The sequence below is a fragment of the Pseudomonas sp. DE0157 genome (genome assembly GCF_007678615.1).
GTDB lineage: Bacteria > Pseudomonadota > Gammaproteobacteria > Pseudomonadales > Pseudomonadaceae > Aquipseudomonas > Aquipseudomonas parafulva_B.
Genome location: NZ_VEJN01000004.1, coordinates 198,562 through 217,993 on the forward strand (window position 1 = coordinate 198,562; position 19,432 = coordinate 217,993).

At 59.5% G+C, this 19,432-nt stretch carries 24 protein-coding genes and 1 tRNA gene; 10 read left to right on the plus strand and 15 right to left on the minus strand.

The window, feature by feature from the left end; genetic code table 11:
• Nucleotides 1-1,239 carry a cyanide-forming glycine dehydrogenase subunit HcnC gene (gene hcnC, locus FS777_RS07615; RefSeq protein WP_058637820.1) on the plus strand — a complete coding sequence of 413 codons (1,239 nt, stop codon included), beginning with the start codon at nt 1-3 and terminating at the stop codon, nt 1,237-1,239.
• Nucleotides 1,240-1,363: 124 nt separating this feature from the next.
• Here hcnC and FS777_RS07620 read toward each other — a convergent pair whose 3' ends face one another.
• From FS777_RS07620 to FS777_RS07640, 5 genes are all read right to left on the minus strand, one after another.
• Nucleotides 1,364-1,798 carry an N-acetyltransferase gene (locus tag FS777_RS07620; protein WP_145254811.1) on the minus strand — a complete coding sequence of 145 codons (435 nt, stop codon included), beginning with the start codon at nt 1,796-1,798 and terminating at the stop codon, nt 1,364-1,366.
• A gap of 72 nt (nt 1,799-1,870) precedes the next feature.
• Nucleotides 1,871-2,908, minus strand: coding sequence for a methionine synthase (locus FS777_RS07625; protein ID WP_145254814.1), 1,038 nt, complete (start codon nt 2,906-2,908; stop codon nt 1,871-1,873).
• 27 nt (nt 2,909-2,935) lie between these two features.
• Nucleotides 2,936-3,922 (minus strand): DUF1852 domain-containing protein, encoded by a 987-nt coding sequence (locus FS777_RS07630; RefSeq protein ID WP_145254817.1) that lies wholly within the window; start codon nt 3,920-3,922, stop codon nt 2,936-2,938.
• Between the two features lie 129 nt (nt 3,923-4,051).
• A complete protein-coding gene (locus FS777_RS21650; RefSeq protein WP_145254820.1) occupies nt 4,052-4,288 on the minus strand; it encodes a hypothetical protein in 237 nt (78 codons plus the stop codon).
• A gap of 36 nt (nt 4,289-4,324) precedes the next feature.
• Nucleotides 4,325-4,546 (minus strand): hypothetical protein, encoded by a 222-nt coding sequence (locus tag FS777_RS07640; protein ID WP_145254823.1) that lies wholly within the window; start codon nt 4,544-4,546, stop codon nt 4,325-4,327.
• 365 nt (nt 4,547-4,911) lie between these two features.
• Here FS777_RS07640 and FS777_RS07645 point away from each other — a divergent pair, with 365 nt between their 5' ends.
• On the plus strand, nt 4,912-5,145 hold the full coding sequence (locus tag FS777_RS07645) for a hypothetical protein (protein WP_058637814.1): 234 nt from the start codon (nt 4,912-4,914) through the stop codon (nt 5,143-5,145).
• A gap of 101 nt (nt 5,146-5,246) precedes the next feature.
• On the opposite strand, the gene adhP is transcribed toward FS777_RS07645, so the two are convergent.
• The gene (adhP, locus tag FS777_RS07650; protein WP_145254826.1) at nt 5,247-6,257 is read right to left on the minus strand and encodes an alcohol dehydrogenase AdhP; all 1,011 of its coding nucleotides are present in this window, start codon (nt 6,255-6,257) and stop codon (nt 5,247-5,249) included.
• A gap of 435 nt (nt 6,258-6,692) precedes the next feature.
• On the opposite strand from adhP, the gene FS777_RS07655 reads away from it, so the two are divergent.
• Nucleotides 6,693-6,884, plus strand: coding sequence for a hypothetical protein (locus FS777_RS07655; protein ID WP_058637812.1), 192 nt, complete (start codon nt 6,693-6,695; stop codon nt 6,882-6,884).
• A gap of 59 nt (nt 6,885-6,943) precedes the next feature.
• Here FS777_RS07655 and FS777_RS07660 read toward each other — a convergent pair.
• Nucleotides 6,944-7,028, minus strand: a tRNA-Leu gene (locus tag FS777_RS07660).
• 291 nt (nt 7,029-7,319) lie between these two features.
• Here FS777_RS07660 and FS777_RS07665 point away from each other — a divergent pair.
• The 3 genes from FS777_RS07665 to FS777_RS07675 are packed head-to-tail and all read left to right on the plus strand — an operon-like array spanning nt 7,320 to nt 10,295.
• Nucleotides 7,320-8,474 carry a nitrogen regulation protein NR(II) gene (locus FS777_RS07665; protein ID WP_058637811.1) on the plus strand — a complete coding sequence of 385 codons (1,155 nt, stop codon included), beginning with the start codon at nt 7,320-7,322 and terminating at the stop codon, nt 8,472-8,474.
• 10 nt (nt 8,475-8,484) lie between these two features.
• The gene (locus FS777_RS07670) at nt 8,485-9,930 is read left to right on the plus strand and encodes an ATPase domain-containing protein (protein ID WP_145254829.1); all 1,446 of its coding nucleotides are present in this window, start codon (nt 8,485-8,487) and stop codon (nt 9,928-9,930) included.
• Nucleotides 9,931-9,941: 11 nt separating this feature from the next.
• Entirely contained in the window at nt 9,942-10,295 is a 354-nt protein-coding gene (locus tag FS777_RS07675; protein WP_058637809.1) for a response regulator, read from the plus strand.
• A 41-nt stretch (nt 10,296-10,336) separates the two neighbouring features.
• Here the strand turns inward: FS777_RS07675 and csrA are convergent, their stop codons facing one another.
• The 8 genes from csrA to FS777_RS07710 all read right to left on the minus strand — a co-directional run bounded on the left by csrA (nt 10,337) and on the right by FS777_RS07710 (nt 16,107).
• Nucleotides 10,337-10,528: a carbon storage regulator CsrA gene (csrA, locus tag FS777_RS07680; protein WP_058637808.1), complete on the minus strand. Its 192-nt coding sequence runs from the start codon at nt 10,526-10,528 to the stop codon at nt 10,337-10,339.
• Between the two features lie 254 nt (nt 10,529-10,782).
• Entirely contained in the window at nt 10,783-11,805 is a 1,023-nt protein-coding gene (locus FS777_RS07685) for a DNA topoisomerase IB (RefSeq protein ID WP_058637807.1), read from the minus strand.
• Nucleotides 11,806-11,876: 71 nt separating this feature from the next.
• Nucleotides 11,877-12,968, minus strand: a complete 1,092-nt coding sequence (gene modC, locus FS777_RS07690; RefSeq protein WP_058637806.1) for a molybdenum ABC transporter ATP-binding protein — start codon at nt 12,966-12,968, stop codon at nt 11,877-11,879.
• Nucleotide 12,969: 1 nt separating this feature from the next.
• Entirely contained in the window at nt 12,970-13,650 is a 681-nt protein-coding gene (gene modB / locus FS777_RS07695) for a molybdate ABC transporter permease subunit (protein WP_058637805.1), read from the minus strand.
• Entirely contained in the window at nt 13,650-14,402 is a 753-nt protein-coding gene (modA, locus tag FS777_RS07700; protein ID WP_058637804.1) for a molybdate ABC transporter substrate-binding protein, read from the minus strand. Before modA ends, modB begins: the two co-directional genes overlap by 1 nt.
• A 107-nt stretch (nt 14,403-14,509) precedes the next feature.
• Nucleotides 14,510-15,586 (minus strand): nitronate monooxygenase family protein, encoded by a 1,077-nt coding sequence (locus FS777_RS07705; protein ID WP_058637803.1) that lies wholly within the window; start codon nt 15,584-15,586, stop codon nt 14,510-14,512.
• Nucleotides 15,587-15,625: 39 nt separating this feature from the next.
• Complete coding sequence (locus FS777_RS21390; RefSeq protein WP_167339645.1) at nt 15,626-15,796, minus strand: hypothetical protein; 171 nt, start codon at nt 15,794-15,796, stop codon at nt 15,626-15,628.
• A gap of 8 nt (nt 15,797-15,804) precedes the next feature.
• On the minus strand, nt 15,805-16,107 hold the full coding sequence (locus FS777_RS07710) for a DUF1883 domain-containing protein (protein ID WP_027916110.1): 303 nt from the start codon (nt 16,105-16,107) through the stop codon (nt 15,805-15,807).
• 159 nt (nt 16,108-16,266) lie between these two features.
• Between FS777_RS07710 and FS777_RS07715 the strand changes: the two genes are divergently transcribed.
• The 4 genes from FS777_RS07715 (at nt 16,267) to galU (ending at nt 19,288) form a co-directional block, all read left to right on the plus strand.
• The gene (locus FS777_RS07715) at nt 16,267-16,629 is read left to right on the plus strand and encodes a hypothetical protein (protein ID WP_058637940.1); all 363 of its coding nucleotides are present in this window, start codon (nt 16,267-16,269) and stop codon (nt 16,627-16,629) included.
• A 77-nt stretch (nt 16,630-16,706) separates the two neighbouring features.
• Entirely contained in the window at nt 16,707-17,357 is a 651-nt protein-coding gene (locus tag FS777_RS07720) for a cytochrome c (protein ID WP_058637802.1), read from the plus strand.
• The gene (locus tag FS777_RS07725; RefSeq protein ID WP_078478388.1) at nt 17,354-18,265 is read left to right on the plus strand and encodes a c-type cytochrome; all 912 of its coding nucleotides are present in this window, start codon (nt 17,354-17,356) and stop codon (nt 18,263-18,265) included. Before FS777_RS07720 ends, FS777_RS07725 begins: the two co-directional genes overlap by 4 nt.
• 183 nt (nt 18,266-18,448) lie before the next feature.
• On the plus strand, nt 18,449-19,288 hold the full coding sequence (galU, locus tag FS777_RS07730) for a UTP--glucose-1-phosphate uridylyltransferase GalU (RefSeq protein WP_058603367.1): 840 nt from the start codon (nt 18,449-18,451) through the stop codon (nt 19,286-19,288).
• The last annotated feature ends 144 nt before the right edge of the window (nt 19,289-19,432 follow it).

The following is a 19,432-nucleotide window of genomic DNA, read 5'->3' on the forward strand; positions in this document are numbered from 1 at the left end:
ATGAACAAGACCTATGACATCGTGATTGCCGGTGCCGGTGTAATTGGCGCGTCCTGCGCGTACCAGCTGTCCAAGCGCGGCAACCTGCGCATCGCCCTGATCGACGACAAGCGCCCCGGCAATGCCACGCGTGCCTCGGCAGGTGGGCTATGGGCCATTGGCGAATCGGTGGGCCTGGGCTGTGGGGTGATTTTCTTTCGCATGCTGTCTTCCCAGGCCAAGCGCCAGGCCCATGGCGCGGCGGTGGCCGTGGACTCGAGCACACCGCATATCCTGCCGCAATGCTTCTTCGATCTGGCGCTTGAGTCCAACGCGCTTTACCCGCAACTGCACCAGGAGTTGATCGAGCGCCACGGGATGGACTTCAAGTTCGAGCGCACTGGGCTCAAGTACGTGATCCAGGACGATGAAGATCAGCTTTATGCCGAACACATCGTCAAGCACATCCCTCACCTGCAGTCACAGATCCGTTGGCTTGACCGCCAGGCACTGCGCAAGGCGGAGCCATCGATCACCGAAAGCGCGCACGGTGCGCTGGAGTTTCTCTGTGACCACCAGCTCAGCCCGTTTCGCCTTGGCGACGCGTACATGGAAGGCGCGCGGCAAAATGGCGTCGATCTGTATCTCAACACACGTGTCACCGACGTGTTGCACCAAGGCGGACGCATCAAAGGGGTTCGTACCGAACAGGCCGGTGACTTCCATTGCGACACGCTGATCAATGCGGCCGGCGCCTGGGCCGCCGAATTGAGTGAGTGGGCCACGGGCACCTCCATCCCCGTCAAACCCGTCAAGGGGCAGATCGTATTGACCGAGCGCCTACCCAAGCTGCTTGATGGCTGCATCACCACCAGTGACTGCTACATGGCGCAGAAGGACAATGGGGAGATTCTCATCGGGAGTACCACCGAGGAGAAAGGCTTCGATGTCACCACGACCTTCCCGGAGATAAGCAGCTTGGTCCAGGGCGCCATACGCTGCATGCCGGCACTCGAACAGGTCAACCTCAAGCGTACCTGGGCCGGCCTGCGGCCAGGCTCGCCCGATGAGCTACCCATCCTCGGGCCCGTGGATGACATGCAGGGTTACTTCAACGCCTGCGGGCATTTCCGCACCGGGGTGCTGACCTCGGCGATCACGGGGGTAATGCTGGACAAGGTGATCCACGAGGAGGCGTTGCCATTGGACATCACCCCGTTTCTGGCGGAGCGGTTCAGCAAGGCGGCAATGCCGGCATGAGAGGGGCTGGCGGGTCGTGTGAAAGCGGCTCGCCAGGCTGTGCGTCAGGCAATGCATTAAAATGTGGCTACTCGGTTGACCCATGGCAAAGGGTGCGGCAGGCAGTGAAGCGCAAGCTATGGATTCAAGAGGTCGCCGCCAGCCACTGAAGGGTCAGCTCAGTGGCACCGGTGTGTTCATCTTCACCATGGGCCACGATTGAAAAGCCAGAACGTTGGTAGAACGCGACCGCGCTTTCATTAGCGCTGTACACCTTCAATTCCAGGCGTGCCGAGCGCTGCTTGGCGTAGTCGAGCAGGCGGCTACCGATGCCCATGCCTTGTGACGCAGGCGCGACGAACAGCGCAGCTACCGTTTCCCCGAGTAGAGAAATGAAGCCCTCGACGGTTGCGTGCTGCTCGAAGACGAACGTCTCCGAAGCGGGCAGGTAAACGGTCCGCATCGCTTCGAGCTGGCCCTCCCAGAAGGCGCGAGGCACGAAGTGGTGAGCTTGGACCGATGCATCGAGCCAGATCTGCAGTACCGCATCGGTATCCGGCAGTACATAGGGGCGTAGCATGTCATGACCTCCTGTTTGACGCCGCAGGACCCTAAGCGACCCTAACGTCAAACGCAAGTTGACGTGCGTCTATTACTGATCTGCACCTGACAATTCCTGCCGCACGATTGCAGCACCCGCACTTAGGGCCCGCAACTTGCCTTGGGCAACCGAGCGGGGCAGGGGCGCCATGCCGCAATTGGTGCAGGGGTAGAGCTTGTCGGCGTCAACGAATGCCAGCGCCTTGCGCAATGTATCGGCAACGGCTTCGGGTGTTTCGACAGCGTGCGTGGCCACATCGATTGCGCCGACCATGACTTTCTTGCCGCGGATCAACTCGATAAGGTCCATGGGCACGCGCGAGTTCTGGCATTCCAACGACACGATGTCGATGCTGGATTTCTGAAGTTTGGGAAATGCCTTTTCATACTGGCGCCACTCGGCACCCAACGTTTTCTTCCAGTCAGTGTTGGCCTTGATCCCGTAGCCGTAGCAGATATGCACGGCTGTCTCGCACTTGAGGCCTTCCAATGCCCGCTCGAGCGTGGCAATGCCCCAGTCGTTCACTTCATCGAAGAACACGTTGAAGGCGGGCTCGTCGAACTGGATGATGTCGACACCCGCAGCTTCCAACTCTCTGGCTTCTTGGTTGAGCAGTACGGCAAACTCCCACGCGAGCTTCTCGCGACTCTTGTAGTGGCTGTCGTACAGCGTGTCGATCATGGTCATGGGCCCTGGGAGCGCCCACTTGATGGGCTGTCGAGTCTGCTTACGCAGGAACCTGGCATCGTCGACGAATACTGACTTGCGCCTGGCGACCGTACCCACCACTGTCGGGACGCTGGCGTCGTAGCGATCACGAATGCGTACAGTCTGCCGACTTTCGAAGTCCACGCCGCTCAAGTGTTCGATGAAGGTGGTCACGAAATGCTGGCGCGTCTGCTCGCCGTCACTGACGATGTCTATCCCAGCGCTCGACTGCTCCTGCAGCGCCAGGCACAGTGCGTCCTGCTTGCCTTCTAGCAGGGCATCGCCGTGCAGTTTCCAAGGCGACCAGAGGGTTTCGGGCTGAGCGAGCCAGGTCGGCTTGGGCAGGCTGCCAGCGGTAGAGGTGGGAAGCAATTTGTTCATGAAATTCGACCTTGTGCGAAGAGGCGATCAGTCTGCGAAGTGTGCAGACCATTGTTCGAGCAGCGTGTGATAAGGCTTGATGAAGTGGGCTTCAGCAAACTTTCCTTGTTCAATGGCCAAACGGCTGCGCTCTTCACGGTCGTAAACAATGCGCGTCAAGGAGTAGTCTTCGTGTTGCAAGCTGGGCTGATAGATGGCGCCAGCCGTTGCATTGGCGTTATAAATCTCGGGGCGATAGATTTTCTGAAAAGTCTCCATCGTGCTCAGGCTGCTGATCAGCTCCAAGGGGGTGTAGTCATTGAGCAAGTCGCCGGAAAAGTACAAGGCCAGCGGCGCCCTGTTGCCGGCAGGCATGAAATAACGAACACGCAAGCCCATTTTCTGGAAATACGCATCGGTCAAAGAATATTCGTCTTGCCGGTATTCGTACCCTAATACGGGGTGGTAATGCCCCGTGCGCTCATAGGTTCTGCTACTTGACACGCTCAGGCAAATGACCGGCGGCTTGATGAAGGTTTGTTGGTAAACGGTTGAGCCCACAAACCCTTTGAAAAGTTTGCCGTGGAGCGCTCCAAAATCGGCAGGGGCACTGAAGTTTGGGCGATGAGCGTTATAGGCGGGCAGCACAATACTGAAATCATAATCGCGCACGTAGGACGAAAAGTTGTTGCCGACTACACCCGGTAAACGCTTGCCTGCATGATGATCGATCACCGTAGTGGACAGTATTTCGATCAAGGGCAGCAGCGTATTCGTGACCCCGGCTGTGAAATGCATGTGCACCGATACGATATCCAGTTCCACGGTGTAGCGGTCACCGGCAGGGTTATCCCAGTGCGCCAGCGCGTTGAAGCGATTATTGATCATGTCCAGTGTTTGGCGAAGGTTCTGTTCGCGGCGTGAACCCCTGGCCAGGTTGGCAAAGTTTGTGGTCAGCCGCGTGTTTTGGCACGGGCAATAATGTTCGTCAAAGCGCGTGCGTTTGAGCGAGTAGGTAATGTTCTGAGGCGTCATGAGTATTGAGGTCCACTCGTCGAGTCTGTCCCTGTAAAGTTGGGACCATCTTAGAGTGAGCGCAACCGTGTCCCTACTGAATTGATTTCAGCACACGATCAAGAATGCTCATGAAGCCAGGCGCGCGTGTCAGCCTTCAGGAAGGCTGACACCACAGACAAATTCGTTCGAGCCCAGGCGATGAGCGCCATATTCCACCACATACTCCGCCCCTCGGCGCTGGGCTTCGATATAGGCCGTACGCTGATCAGCGTAAACGTCGACAAAGTGCCACGGATGACGGTCTCTCAATACGCCCCACCCCAGTACCCACCCTGGATTGTAAGGATCGGCAGGCAGGTTCCTCGTAAGACTACGGACACTCATCCGAGACTCCTGTATTGAACGGTTGAATTAATGGGCTCAACAGGTGTAGAGGATGGTGTAGGACGCATCACACTTGGGTACGATTACGACTGGTTTTTCGAACAACAGGTTGCCGTGAGTGCTTGTTTTGAAGTGCGCCTTCTCCAGACACTCCCACAGGCCCAAATCATGTATTTCAATGCGCGTGGCAACCCGCGCCTGGCGGCTGAGTTCATCTTGAATTCGTTCGACAACATCGCGCGCTTCTTGTTCTGTCATGACAATGGCTCCTGTTGAATCAGAGACGTCCACGTTCCGTGGATTCTGGACCGGAAACGGGGATGCCTGTTTAAGTAGAGCGCAATATGTGGCCCTTGGTGACCTTCTCCGACGAACGTAACAGACCTGATAGCTGTTCAAGGCCGGCGTAGATCAGGGCTGATGTGATGTCGGGACAGATAAACACAGCAAGGGCTGCTAGTCTCAAGGTACCTGTTGATCGCTTTGGCTGAACCTCGCGCGGCAGTAGGGGTCATCAAGTAGGAGACCCACGATTTATTGCGTTTTGCGTTGCCAGTTTCTGAAAGGTTGGCTCGCTATGATCAGGCTCATCAGGTGAACACCTTCCGCAAAGGAGTCAGGCAATGGACTATTCCAGCATGGTCGAATCTTTGAACAAGATGCTCGAGGCGGCATCGGACGAGCGTGAGCGTGTGCAGGCGTGTGTAAAGGCCAAGGACACAGGTAAAAAGCCGCATACCGAAGCGGAGGATGCCGAGGTCATGGCACAGCTGCCAGTATCTCAAGTGTGGGTATATGAGGGGCGCAGCCGTAAAGCTCCCACATCAGCCTACGCGGTTCGAAGTCATGGTCGTTGAGCGCGGCGCTCATCAGTCTACAACCGCCACCGCAGTGGCCTGCGGCCCTGACGGGCAGGGCCGCTGCCTATTGCGCAGAGCTCGAGTGAAGTGCCCCTGGTTCAACCCTCGAACTGAATCACCATTCGGCCCTGGATGCGCCCATCGAGCATCTCTTCGAAAATCTGGTTGATGTCCTCGATGGGACGCAAGCTGACTTTTGGCACCACCTTGCCTTCGGCAGCAAATTGGAAAGCCTCTTGCAGGTCCTGGCGCGTCCCCACCAGCGAACCGATGACCTCAATGCCATCGAGTACCAGGCGGGGGATGTTCAGGTTCATCGCTTCCGATGGTAGCCCTACGGCAACCAGTCGCCCACCGGCACGCAGCGCGTCAACGGCCGAATCGAAAGCGCCCTTGGCCACGGCGGTAACCACAGCGGCATGGGCGCCACCGGTCTGTGCCTGGATGACCTTCGCGGCATCCTGGCTGGAAGGGTTTATGGCAAGATCGGCACCCATTTCTGTCGCAAAGCGCAGTTGTTCTTCGTTGACATCGACCGCAATGACCTTGGCATTGAAGACATTCTTGGCGTATTGCAGTGCCAGGTTGCCCAGCCCGCCAAGCCCGTAGATCGCGATCCATTGGCCGGGACGAATATTGGATGTCTTTACTGCCTTGTAAGTCGTCACGCCTGCGCAGGTAATGCTGCTGGCCGCGGCGGACCCTAGCCCCTCCGGTACCTTTACCGAGTAGTCGGCCTTGACGATGCAGGCTTCGGCCATGCCACCGTCTACGGTGTAACCGGCGTTCTTGACGTGCCGACACAGCGTTTCATTGCCGCTGGTGCAATACTCGCAGTGACCGCAGCCCTCATAAAACCAGGCCACGCTGGCGCGGTCGCCTGGTTTGAGGGACGTTACGCCAGGACCGACTTCCTGCACCACGCCAATGCCTTCATGGCCCAGCACAACACCCGTCTTGTCGCCGAAGTCGCCGTTCTTGACGTGCAAGTCAGTGTGGCAAACGCCGCAACACTGCATTTTCAATAGCGCCTCGCCGTATTCGAGTGGGCGAATACATTTTTCGACCACCTCAACGCGACCGCCTGGGGCTACGACAGCAGCTTTCATGCGAACCTCCGTGTCTATCCGGTTGACTTGAAAATAGCCCACGCACAATAGCGCCAGTGTGCAAGTAGGAAACTGCCGTAGGTCATAGAAAGGCAGGGGCGTGGAGGGCGGGGACAAAAAGAAAAGCCCGCGGCAAAAATGCGGCGGGCTGCAAGAACATACGGAGCAGGTTCAGATTGCCAAGGTGAATGTCATCATTTCGTGAAGGGAAGGTGATGGATGCGTCGTGCGCCAAGAAAATGTACGAGACGGCGGTGACAGGCCCTGCTGAGCGACCGACAAAAAAACGCCCGCCAGGAATCAGCGGGCCAAGGACGTTTTGAAGGGAGAGCCGCTACATTGGACGCGTGGAATTAACCTGGAATTAAATCACTGCGGCGTTGACCTCAGAGGCAGTTGAGCCTATACAAGCGTGCCACTTGAATTGAGGCCCATATGCACGACGACGAACTGCACGAACCTGAACATGATCACTTGCTGGATCATGAGTTTCTTCATGATGAACAAGACGCGTTCGAGCCGGATGCTCACGGGGCGCAAGACGAAATCGAGGAGTCGTCGTTTGAGGAACTCGAAGAGGACGAGCGCAATCATCCTGCGTGGTTCGACGACTGCGAAGATGAGTAGTGACAGGCCAGCAAGGGGCAGGCAGCAAAAAAGGCGCCCTGGGCGCCTTCTTCAGGATGTGGTGCGAGTGGCGGGACTCGAACCCGCAAGGCTCACGCCGACAGATTTTAAGTCTGCTGTGTATACCAATTCCACCACACTCGCACGCTTGAAAGGGCCACGGGTGGCCGGCTCGCTTCAGACAGAAGGGCTGTGCAATCAAGGCGGCTTTATAACCCACCGTTATAGCGGAGTCAACCTTGGCTGCCGTATTCCGCACATCACATCCCATCACGAGCAGCCGATTGACAGTGGCATGAGCTTGGCCCAATGTTAGCCAAGTCACTGGATGTGATGGTCGGGCTGACGACTGCGCAACGACGGTGAACAGCGTGTGTCAATGCCTGAGATGTAGCCGTTTGGATTATGTTTACCTGCCGTACCGGTGGAGCTCGCATGGTTTCAACTGATTGCCAGGTCAATTCAGAAATGCCTGCTCATCGTTACGAGCAATTGGTCCAGTCCGTGGTGGACTATGCCATCTACATGCTGGATACCACCGGTCATATCGCCTCGTGGAATGCTGGCGCCCAGAGAATCAAGGGCTATAGCGCCGATGAAGTGGTGGGCCGTCATTTTTCTCTGTTCTTCACGCCTGAAGACTGCGCCGAAGGCAAGCCGGAGCAATTGCTGCGTCAAGCGCTTGAACACGGCGTGTCGCGGCATGAAGGGTGGCGCCAGCGCAAAGACGGCACGCGCTTCTGGGCACTGGTGGCCCTCGATGTGGTGCGCGATGATCAAGGCCAGATCGTCGGGCTTGCCAAGGTCACGCGGGACATTACCGATCGGCGCGAGTCGGCGATGCAGCTGGACGCCGTTAGAGCGCAATTGTTCGAGGCCCAGAAGCTCGAGGCGCTGGGTCAGCTGACCGGGGGGCTGGCACATGATTTCAACAACCTGCTGACCATCATTCTCAGCTCTGCGCGCTTGGCCCTTGCTGCACCCGACCCAGAACGCGCTCAGCGCATGCTGCACAATATTCTCGAGGCTGGCCAACGCGGCACCGACCTGACCCGTCAACTGCTCAGCTTTGCCCGTCATCGCAAGTTTGAGGTGACCTGTATCGAGCCGGCCAAATTGATCGACGCTACCCATGGATTGCTTGTTCATGCACTGCCCAGTTCGGTCACACTGGATGCGCGGGTGCAGCCTGATCTACCCAGCATTGAAGTGGATGCTGGTCAGTTACAAATGGTGCTGCTCAACTTGCTGTTCAATGCCCGGGATGCCATTGCCGAGGAAGGCCACATCGTCCTGACCGTCGAAGCGGTGTTGCTGACAGGCGAGGTCGACGGCCTGCATGGCCGCTTCGTGTGCTTCGAGGTGCAGGACAGCGGCGAGGGCATGGCGGTGGATGTGCTGCCACGTATTTTCGAACCCTTCTTCACCACCAAGCCGTTCGGCAAGGGCACCGGCCTGGGCCTGAGCCAGGTGTACGGATTTGCCAGGCAAAGCGGCGGTGCCATCAGTGTGCACAGCGAGCTGAGGGTCGGCACCCGCATGCGGCTATATTTGCCCGTCCATTCAAGCCAGCCAGGTATCGAACCGTAAGGGGCGCAGCATGACTCAAACACTCAAGCGATTGCTGACAGGTATCGACGGGCTCGATGCCCTGCTCAAAGGTGGGTTGGTGACAGGGGCGTCGTATATCGTGCAGGGCCCACCTGGGGCAGGCAAGACCATCCTGGCCAACCAGATGGCCTGCGAGCATGTGCGCAAGGGAGGGCGGGCGCTGGTGGCAACCTTGCTCAGCGAGTCCCATGAGCGGTTATTTCAGTACCTGGGCACGCTGGACTTCTTCGACCCTTCGATGGTCGGCGACCAGATTCAGTTCGTTAGCGCTTTCGATACCCTGGAACAGGATGGCCTTGATGCCGTGGTCCGGTTGCTCAGGCAGGAGATCAGTCGACACAGGGCTAGCCTGCTGATCGTCGATGGCGTACTCAATGCTCGCGTACATGCCGAAACATCGCTCGATACCAAAAAATTCGTCTCGGCACTACAAGGTCATGCGGCTTTTGCCGGCTGCACCGTACTGTTGTTGACCAGTGCGCGGCTTGAGGAAGGCAGCCCTGAGCACACGATGGTCGACGGCGTGATCGAACTGGGTGAGCAGATGGTGGGTAGCCGCGCCGTTCGCACGATTCAGTTGCGCAAGACCCGTGGCAGTGGCGCCTTGTCCGGGCGCCACGAGTGCCTGATAGACGATACCGGTGTGACGGTGTTTCCACGTCTGGAGTCCTTGTTCGCCAAGCCCATTGGGCCCTGCAATGCAGCCGCATCACGAATCAGCAGCGGTGTGTCGGCGCTCGACGACATGCTCGATGGCGGTCTGTCCGCCGCATCGGTCACGCTGCTGATGGGCCCCTCGGGCATTGGCAAGACGTCGCTGGGCATGGCATTTCTGGCGGCCAGCACACCCCAGGCCCCCGGTTTGCATTTCGGCTTCTATGAATCACCCGATCGCCTGCACAGCAAGGCGGCTTTACTGGGATACGACTTTGCAGCCATGGAGCAGGCCCAGAGCCTGACACTGTGCTGGGAGCCCAGTACGCAGGTGCTGTTGGACCAGCTGGGTGCGCGCTTGATCGAACAGGTACAGGCAACCGGCGCCAAGCGAGTACTGATCGACAGCCTGGGTGCGTTGAGCCGCCTGGCCACGGAACCCGGGCGCCTGAATGCCTTCTTTCGCGCGCTGACCGGGGAGCTGCGCGCTCGCCAGGTGAGTGTGATGCTGACCTGGGAAATGCGCGATATCTTCGGTGCGGAGATCAGCGCGCCGGCGCCCGACTTGTCCAGCATCGTCGACAACCTGGTGCTGATGCGATTCGTGGAGCATGACGGCACCTTGCGCCGCATGCTCTCAATCCTCAAAGTGCGCGACAGTGCTCACGACGCGTCCTTGCATGAGCTTGTGATCGCTTCAACGGGAATCACATTGCGCAGAGCATTCGAAGGCACCAGTGGGGCCCTCTCTGGCACAGCCGTGCCGCAAGGGAGCCTGTAGGTTTCAGTTACATGAAGACCGTGCTGATCGTCGACGATGAATACCTGATAGCCGACATCTTGGGGTTTGCCCTGGAGGATGAAGGGTATGCGGTCGAAAAGGCGAGTAACGGCCGGAAAGCACTGGAGGTGCTCAACCGGGTGCAGGTGCAGTTGGTTATCACCGACTACATGATGCCCGTACTCGACGGCCAGGAGCTGGTGCGTGCCATGCGGGCTGACCCTGCGTTACAGACGCTGCCGGTCATCCTCATGAGCGGCGCCCAGGCCAACGAGGGATGCCCGGCATTATTCGCAGCAATATTCGACAAGCCATTCGACATGGACGAGATGATTGCGACCGTGCGTAACCTATTGGGCGGCTGAGGCTTTGGGCGCATCCCTGCTGCCCGCTTGAATGACCAGTGTCAGTCGTCTTGCTTTTCAGGGGCCGGGCTGCCGGCCTGGATGCGTTTGAAAATCTCCTCGCGGTGCACTTGAACATCCTTGGGTGCGTCGATGCCTATCCTCACCTGCATCCCTTTGACGCCCAGAATGGTGACTTTGATGTCGTCGTTGATGACGATGCTCTCGCCAACCTTACGGGTGAGTATCAGCATGTACTTCTCCTTGGTGATAAAAAAGTCCGCAGGCCATGTGCGCTGGCGGTGGGAGCATATCCCTTTTCCTTCTCATTACAGACGCTTTCGAAGCCTAGTAATTCCCAGAATGTCAAAATCTGTGGCACGCAGCGGGTATGTGGACAGCTAGGCACACGATGAAAGCTTCGTAGGACAAGGTGCTTCGTTTGCAAGGATAGTGGGGGCGCCGTTCAATGGGAAATACCTTTGCATCATCGGTTGGATAGACGCGCTCAATGTGCGGCCTGCTGTTCCAATGCCTTGAGAAAGACCAGTAACGCGACCTCTTCCGGGTCCAGCCCCTTGCGTACTCGGCTCTTGGGCAAGGCGGCCAGGCGCCCGAGCGTGTAGTGCTCCAGTACCGCTGGGTGGATGTAGCAGCGTCGGCATACCGCAGGGGTGTTGCCAAGGCGCGAGGCGACTTGCTTGACGATGGCAGCGACCTGGCGTTTGGCCTCGGTTTCCGGCTCCCAGGCCAAGGGCCTGAGCAGGTCCAGCGCAAGGCTGCTGCCGGCCCAGGTACGGTAGTCCTTGGCCGTGAAGTCGGCGCCAGTCAGCTGTTGCAGAAACTGATTGATGTCGCTCGAACCAATGCTGTGACGCTGGCCATCGGCATCGAGATACTGGAACAGTGCCTGGCCGGGCAGTTCCATGCAACGCTTGAGCAAGGCCGCCAGGCGTCGGTCGCGCAGCGTTACATCGTGTTCGACACCACGCTTGCCGCGGAACTGAAAGCGGATGGTACTGCCCTTGACCTCTACATGTCGATTACGCAGGGTTGTCAGCCCGTAGGACTTGTTGTCGCGCATATAGCGCTGGTTGCCAATGCGGATGAGGGTATGGTCCAGCAGGCTGACCACCAGGGCCATGACCTTTTCACGGTCAAGGCCCGGTCGAGACAAGTGGGCTTCCAGTTGTGAGCGCAGCTTTGGCAACGCCTGGGCGAAGGCGAGCATGCGGCCGTACTTGTGCTGGTCACGGGTTTCACGCCACTGGGCATGATAACGGTACTGTTTGCGGCCACGGGCGTCGCGGCCAGTGGCCTGCAGGTGCCCTTGCGGGTCGGCGCATATCCAGACATCGGTGTAGGCCGGTGGGATTACCAGTGCAGCGATACGTGCCAGTGTTTCGGGGTCGCGTACCCGTTCACCGTTGGCATCCAGGTAGATGAAGCGGTCGCGCCAGCGGCGGCGAGTCAAACCGGGCTGGCTGTCGTCGACGTAATGCAGCGTTTCGGGAAGCGGGCAGTCGAGCATGGGCGGCAGGCCTCGATCAAGTCACTGATCAATGGACAACAGCCGCTTGGCCGTTGCTCCATTTCCGCACGTCAGCTGAGCAATGCAACCGATTTGATCTGTGCATACAGGCGCTGGCCTGGGTGCACCCCAAGCTGGTCCGCCGAAAAACGGGTAATGCGGGCGAGCAGGATGCTACCGTCGGCATCCAGGCTGACCAACAGATGGGCTGGGTTGTCAGCAGCGTGGGTGTCGCGTACCTGAACATGCACTCGGTTGAGGATACTTGAGGTGCCGTCAGCGGTGAGCGCCAGGCTTACGTCGCGCGCATGGACCTTGACCCGCAAGGCGCTGCCCAGGGCGCGCATGGGGTGTGCGCAACGTAAGACGAGCCCTTTGTTGCCAGGCAGGCGCAGCTCAAGCAGGTCGTAGTGCGGGTCGTGCCCTGTCACCTGGCCTTCGAGCACCACACCGGCGTCATCGCCCTGGGCCAGCGACAAGTCCAGACGAGCCAAGGTAGGCGCAACCGGACCGCTTGCCACCACACGTCCGTGCTCGAGCAGCACCACATGGTCCGCCAGGCGTGCCACTTCGTCCTGGGCGTGGCTGACATAGACCACGGGTACGTCCAGCTCCTCGTGCAAGCGCTCGAGGTAAGGCAGGATTTCGCGTTTGCGGGGCCCGTCAAGAGCGGCCAGGGGCTCATCCATCAGCAACAGTCGGGGGCTGCTGAGCAGCGCACGGGCAATCCCGACGCGTTGCGCCTCGCCCCCCGATAACGTCGAAGGTCGGCGCGCCAGCAGGTGACTGATGCCCAACAGCTCGCTGGCATGTTCCAGACTTACCTTGCGCTGGCTCGACGGGACACGGCGCCAGCCGAACTCCAGGTTGCCCCGTACGCTCAGGTGCGCAAACAGGCTGGGCTCCTGGAAAACGTAGCCCACCGGGCGCTGGTGGGGCGGTAGAAAGACGTCGCGAGCGGTGTCCTCCCAGACCTCGCCATTGACTTGCACATACGCCTGACCAGGGCGCTCCAAGCCGGCCAGGCAGCGCAGGCAACTGGTTTTGCCTGACCCGGAGTGCCCAAACAAGGCGCTGATACCGCGCCCTGGCAGTTGCAGGTCGACGTCCAGCGTGAAAGCGTCGCGTGCCAGTTTCAGGCGTGCCACGATCAAGTGCGTCATGTCAGTTCCAGCCCGTATTGCCGCGTTTGCCTGCGTACAGCAACAGCAGCACCAGGAAAGAGAACACCAGCATGGCGCCTGCGAGCCAGTGAGCCTGGGTGTAGGCCATCGCCTCGACATGGTCGAAAATCTGCACGGACACCACGCGGGTCTTGTCGGGAATGTTGCCACCGATCATCAGCACGACACCAAACTCGCCTACGGTGTGGGCAAAACCCAGAATGCTGGCAGTGATGAAGCCAGGACGGGCCAGTGGTAGCGCCACGTGCACGAAACTGTCCCACGGCCCGGCGCGCAGCGTGGCCGCCACTTCCATGGGGCGTTTACCGATGGCGGCAAAAGCGTTTTGCAGCGGCTGGACCACAAAGGGCATCGAGTAGATGACCGAGCCGATCACAAGGCCCGAGAAGCTGAACACCACACTGTCCAGGCCCAGTGCTGCAATCGCTTGGCCAAGCCAGCCATGCGGGCCTAGTGCAATCAGCAGGTAGAACCCGATCACCGTAGGCGGCAGCACCAGAGGCAGGGCAACGATGGCACCTATCGGGCCGCGAAGCCATGACCGGGTGCGTGCCAGCCACCAGCCGATGGGTGTGCCCACGATCAACAGGATCAGGGTGGTCAGGCTGGCCAGCTTCAGGGTAAGCCAGATGGCGCCAAGGTCACTGGCATCGAGCGGCATCAGATTTCATAGCCGTAGGCTTTGATTACCGCAGCAGCGTTGGGGCCCTTGAGGTAGTCCACCAGGGCCTTGGCAGCCGGGTTGTCCTTGCCTTTTTTCAGGATCACTGCGTCCTGGCGGATGGGGTCGTGCAAGGAAGCCGGGACGATCCAGGCCGAACCACTCTGTACCTTGCCATCCTTGAAGATCTGCGACAGCGCCACGAAGCCCAGCTCTGCATTACCGGTAGATACGAACTGGAAGGCTTGGGTGATATTTTGACCCTCGACCCATTTGGCGCGCGTCGCCTCGGTCAACTTGAGCTTTTCCAGCACTTGCGTGGCCGCCAGGCCATACGGCGCGGTCTTTGGATTGGCGAGTGAGAGGTGCTTGTAGGCATTGCCTTGCAAGACCGCGCCCTTGTCATCCACATACCCAGGCTGGGCCGACCACAGGGCCAGTGTTCCGATGGCGTAGGTAAAGCGTGAGCCCGGCACGATGGCGTTCTCTTGCTCGAGCTTGGCCGGGGTGCTGTCGTCTGCTGCCAGGAACACTTCGAAGGGGGCACCGTTCTTGATCTGGGCATAGAACTGCCCGGTAGCGCCGTAGGCTGCGATCAACGTATGGCCGGTGTCCTTCTCGAAATCCTTGGCGATGGCCTGGATTGGCGCGGTGAAGTTGGCAGCGACAGCCACCTGGACCTCGTCGGCCCAGGCGGTGTTCAGCATGATCAGGCTGGCGAGGGCGGCTAGATAGGGCAGGCGAGAACGCATTGGGACAGCTCCTGGTTTTCGTTATATGCCTGACTATATAGCGCTTCGCCAGTTGCCTGCAGCTGTTTTTGTTAAATAGAGGTTGGAGCAAGTTTCGAGCGGTCCGATTAGCGGCTTAGTCGAGCCAATGCTTTGTCTGCAATGTCACGGGTCAGGTCTGCAGCGGACATGTACCGGCCAAGGCGCAGTGCCTGGCCTGCCCAAAGGTTGCTGAAGTCACTGTCGCCTTGGGCCTCAGTGATCGCCCGCAACGGCATCAACGCGCCACCTGCCAGTGGAAACCGCGGTGCCTGCGCGCTCATGGGGCCCAGATCGCGCATCAGGCGATTATTGATGCCGCGGGCCGGGCGACCAGTGAACAAGTTGGTCAGGGCCGTGTCGCTGGCCGGTGCACTGTCCAGCGCCTGCCGGTGAAACGACGACACGTTTGCCTCAGGGCAGAACAGGTAAGCAGTGCCGATCTGCACCGCAGAAGCGCCCAGTGCCAATGCGGCCAGCAGACCACGGTGATCGGCAATACCACCGGCCGCGATCACCGGTACATCAACGGCATCGGCCACTTGCGGCACCAGCGCAAGCGTACCGATTTGGGTGGTGATGTCTTCACTGAGGAACATGCCGCGATGCCCGCCAGCCTCATAGCCCATGGCGATGATCGCATCGCAGCCACGGTCCTGTAGCCAGCGCGCCTCTTCGACAGTGGTGGCACTGGACAGTACCCGGGCCCCGCTGGCTTTGACCCTGCGTAGCAGGTCAGCCTGAGGCAGGCCGAAGTGGAAACTCACCACTTCAGGGCGCAGTTCCTCAACCAGCTGGCAGCTCTGTTCGTCGAAAGGGGCGCGATTAGACGCCGGCGCAGGTGCTTCGAAATCAGCCCCCAGTGCTCGATAGTAGGGTTCAAGCGTCTGCTTCCACGCGGTCAGGGCGTCGGCATCGCAAGCCGGTACCTGATGGCAGAAGAAGTTCAGGTTCAGGGCGCGGCCAGGGCTGGCAGCTCGAAAGGCCGCGATGTGCTCGCGTACCTGCTGGTGAGTGAGCATGGCGCAAGGCAGGGCGCCCAGACCACCAGCCTGGCTTACCGCAATGGCCATCGCCGTGCCCGATGCCCCAGCCATCGGCGCTTGAAGGATGGGCCGTTCGATACCCAGCAAATCGAGAATACGGCGATCGGGCCACTGACTCATGCGAAGCTCCTTCAAGCGCGGTGAATGGGGACTGGGCGATTAGAGTGCCTTGCTGACCTGGATGTCGCTGACCTTGTCGACATCTTCACCATGGATCTTGCGCAGGGCTTGCAGGGCCTGTTCCGGAGAGTCGTCTGACATGAGGGCGAAATCCCAGCGGCGCTGGCCTTCGAGCTTGTATTTGATGACGTACTTGATGGTCTGGGTCATGGCTGGCCTTACCTGAGTTGCGACGAGGAACGGCGGATGATCTTGATCTTGTGCGTGAGGCTGGGCTTGCGCGTGACCGAGATCGGACGGGTCGTCACGGTATCGATGGTGATGTTCCAGAAACCGGTGCTGGGCACGGTGATCTTGGCGGGGAACTTGTCGAAGTGGCCGCCGTGATAAGTGTGACGACCGCCATTCTTGAAGCTGCGAAAGTTGGCGTCGTTCATCAGACGGATGTTGCAGCGCTGGGAACACTCGATGACGACGATATCGTCCTCGTTGAGGTGCTCGCGCTGGTGTACGAATTTCATGTGTGGCTCCGCAAAGTCTGGTTTTGCAAACGCGCACGATACCACGATGCGCGGTAAGCGCGCCGGGCGGCTGATCGGGCGCAGATAAATCTGCCAGTCCAGGGAGCAAAAGAGCCAGATCACGGTCGAACGGGGTTCGTGATGACAGAGGTGCAGCAGATGAAGTGGATGTTGGCGGCGTGGATGCTGACCCTGGCCGGGTGCGCCAGTGTGTCTGACCTTGAACAGTCCCATGAGACGATGGATGTGATGTCAGGCAAGACGCCACGTGAATATGCCGACTGCGTGAAGGCCCGCCTGGCCGACTCGCGTGGCCCGTTGACGGAAGAGAAACGCGGCGATGGATTGCGTCTGATCGTGCCGCAGAAGTTCTCGCCAGGCGAGGGCCCAGGCGCGCTCCTGGATATCAGCCAGCGTAGCAACAATGGCAGCAGCATCAAGTTGCATGAGCGTCTGAGCAACTTCCCATTGCGCCCGGGTGATGTGCGCAAAGCCGCGACGGCTTGTATTTCCGGGGATTGACCCAGCGCAAGTGACCATCCTCCTTTTGCTTATATGTTTTGGGCCTAAGCATATAACAATAGAAAAGGAGGTTCGTGATGAAACCGTTCAGCGTCATGGTGATCGGTGGCCTGATGTCCCTGGCCTGGGCATCGGCCCACGCTGCAGATGGCCAGAAAGTCTTTACCCAAGGGGGCGCAGACCCCGCTGCCCTGGCCTGCATCGGGTGCCACGGTGCCGATGGCAACGGCATCGGCGCAGCAGGCTTCCCCAGGCTCGCTGGCCTGCCGGCCTCGTACTTGAGCAAGCAATTGCATGACTGGCGCAAGGATACTCGACAGCAGGCAGTAATGGCGCCCGTGGCAAAGGCGTTGTCCGAGGACGAGATCACGGCGGTGAGCGCCTATCTGGCCAGCTTGCCGGCACCGCCAACCGGTGACCTGCGCCGTCAGCAAATTGCCGATGATCCAACGCTGCGGCTTGCGCTTTATGGCGACTGGGAGCGGCATATCCCCGGATGTATCCAGTGTCACGGCCCTGGCGGTGGCGGGGTGGGCGAGCACTTCCCTCCGTTGTCTGGTCAGCCTGCAGCTTACCTGGTGGCACAACTCAACGCCTGGCGGGATGGAACGCGCAGTAACGATCCCAACCAGCTGATGGTCGGCGTGGCCAAGGCCATGACCCCTGACGAGATCACGGCCGTTGCCGAGTTTTTCGCCCGTCCCGCCAACCTGGAGGCCAAGCCATGAAGCCCTTGCTTACAGCCCTGCTGCTGGCCGCAGGCAGCGCTCACGCCAACCCCGTGACCATGGAGGACCAGTCCCAGCTCAAGGTGCCGGATGCACAGGCGCAGCCGCGCTTCGTGCCGCCGGCCGAGGGCGAGTTGCCGGACAATGCGTTTGGCAAGATGGTGCGCGAGGGGCACGCCCTGTTCGTCGATACCCGGCGACTGATGCCTGAAGCGGTTGGAAACGGCATGAACTGCAGTAACTGCCACCTAGATCAAGGGCGCATGGCGCACTCGGCCCCCCTGTGGGGCGCCTATCCGATGTACCCGGCTTACCGCAAGAAAAACGACAAGGTCAACACCTATGCCGAGCGAATCCAAGGCTGTTTTCAGTTCAGCATGAACGGCAAGCCGCCGGCGGCTGACAGTCCGCAGATGACTGCGCTGTCGGTTTATTCCTACTGGCTTTCTACCAAGGCGCCGACCGGGGTCGAGTTGGCCGGGCGAGGTTATCCGGAAGTGGCGCCGCCAGCGGGTGGCTATGACTTCACGCGTGGGCAGAAGGTGTATCTCGAACAATGTGCGATCTGCCACGGCAAGCAGGGCGAAGGGCAGAAGGTGGCGGGCGAGTATGTGATGCCGCCGCTCTGGGGCAGGGACGCCTACAACTGGGGGGCGGGCATGCACCGGATCAACACGGCGGCGTCATTCATCAAGTACAACATGCCACTGGGTCGACCGGGTTCGCTCAGCGACCAGCAGGCCTGGGATGTGGCGGCCTGGATAAACCGGCACGAGCGGCCCCAGGACCCACGGCTGGTGGAGGGCTCCATCGAGAAAACGCGCCTGAAGTTCCATGCCAATGACGGGGTCAACCTCTATGGCCAGAAGGTCGAGGGGGTGTTGATCGGGCAGGGCACCGGTCACTGATGACCGGGCAAGGGCCTGGAGGGGTGACGTACCGGTCAGGAATATTGGGCGACCCTTTGAACTATCCGTGAGCGGTTGCCTCTATGTTCCCAACGATCGGCCACAGGCGGGGCATTGTAAGGTGACCGCCGCCTGATTAGACTGCGCCGTAACCCCCAGGCCTAGCCTTTGTTAAGGACGTTTATGATCAAGAAATGCTTGTTCCCGGCAGCCGGCTATGGCACTCGCTTCCTGCCCGCCACCAAAGCCATGCCGAAGGAAATGCTGCCAGTGGTCAACAAGCCGTTGATCCAGTACGGCGTTGAGGAAGCATTGGATGCAGGATTGAGCGAGATCTCCATCGTTACCGGTCGCGGTAAGCGCGCGCTGGAAGATCACTTCGACATCAGCTACGAGCTGGAAAACCAGATCAAGGGCACCGACAAGGAGAAATATCTGGTAGGCATTCGTCGCCTCCTGGACGAGTGCTCGTTCTCCTACACCCGTCAGACCGAGATGAAAGGCCTGGGCCATGCTATCCTCACCGGCCGTCCGCTGATCGGCGACGAGCCCTTCGCCGTAGTGCTGGCGGACGACCTGTGTGTCAACCCTGAAGGCGACGGCGTGCTGACCCAAATGGTGAAGCTGTACAACCAGTTCCGTTGCTCGATCGTCGCCATTCAGGAAGTCGATCCGCAGGAAACCAACAAGTACGGTGTCATTGCCGGCGACATGATCCGTGACGACATCTTCCGTGTGACCAACATGGTAGAGAAACCAAAACCTGAAGATGCCCCGTCCAACTTGGCGATCATCGGCCGTTACATCCTGACCCCGGATATCTTCGACATCATCGCCAATACCGAACCCGGCAAGGGCGGCGAAATCCAGATCACCGACGCCTTGCTGCAACAGGCCCAGAATGGCTGCGTAATCGCGTACAAGTTCAAAGGCCAGCGTTTCGACTGCGGTGGCGCCGAAGGCTACATCGACGCGACCAACTTCTGCTTCGAGAACTACTACAAGACCGGCAAGGCCTACTGAGCCCCTGCTGCAAGCCAGGCGCGTTTTTTCTTGCCGCCTGATGCTTGAAGCTTGAAACTGCCGGTACCAAGCTGCAAGTGACAAGCCACGCTGCCCGTTGTGCAGTCTGCCGCTTGAAGCTTGCAGCTTTTTTTTGGAGAACGA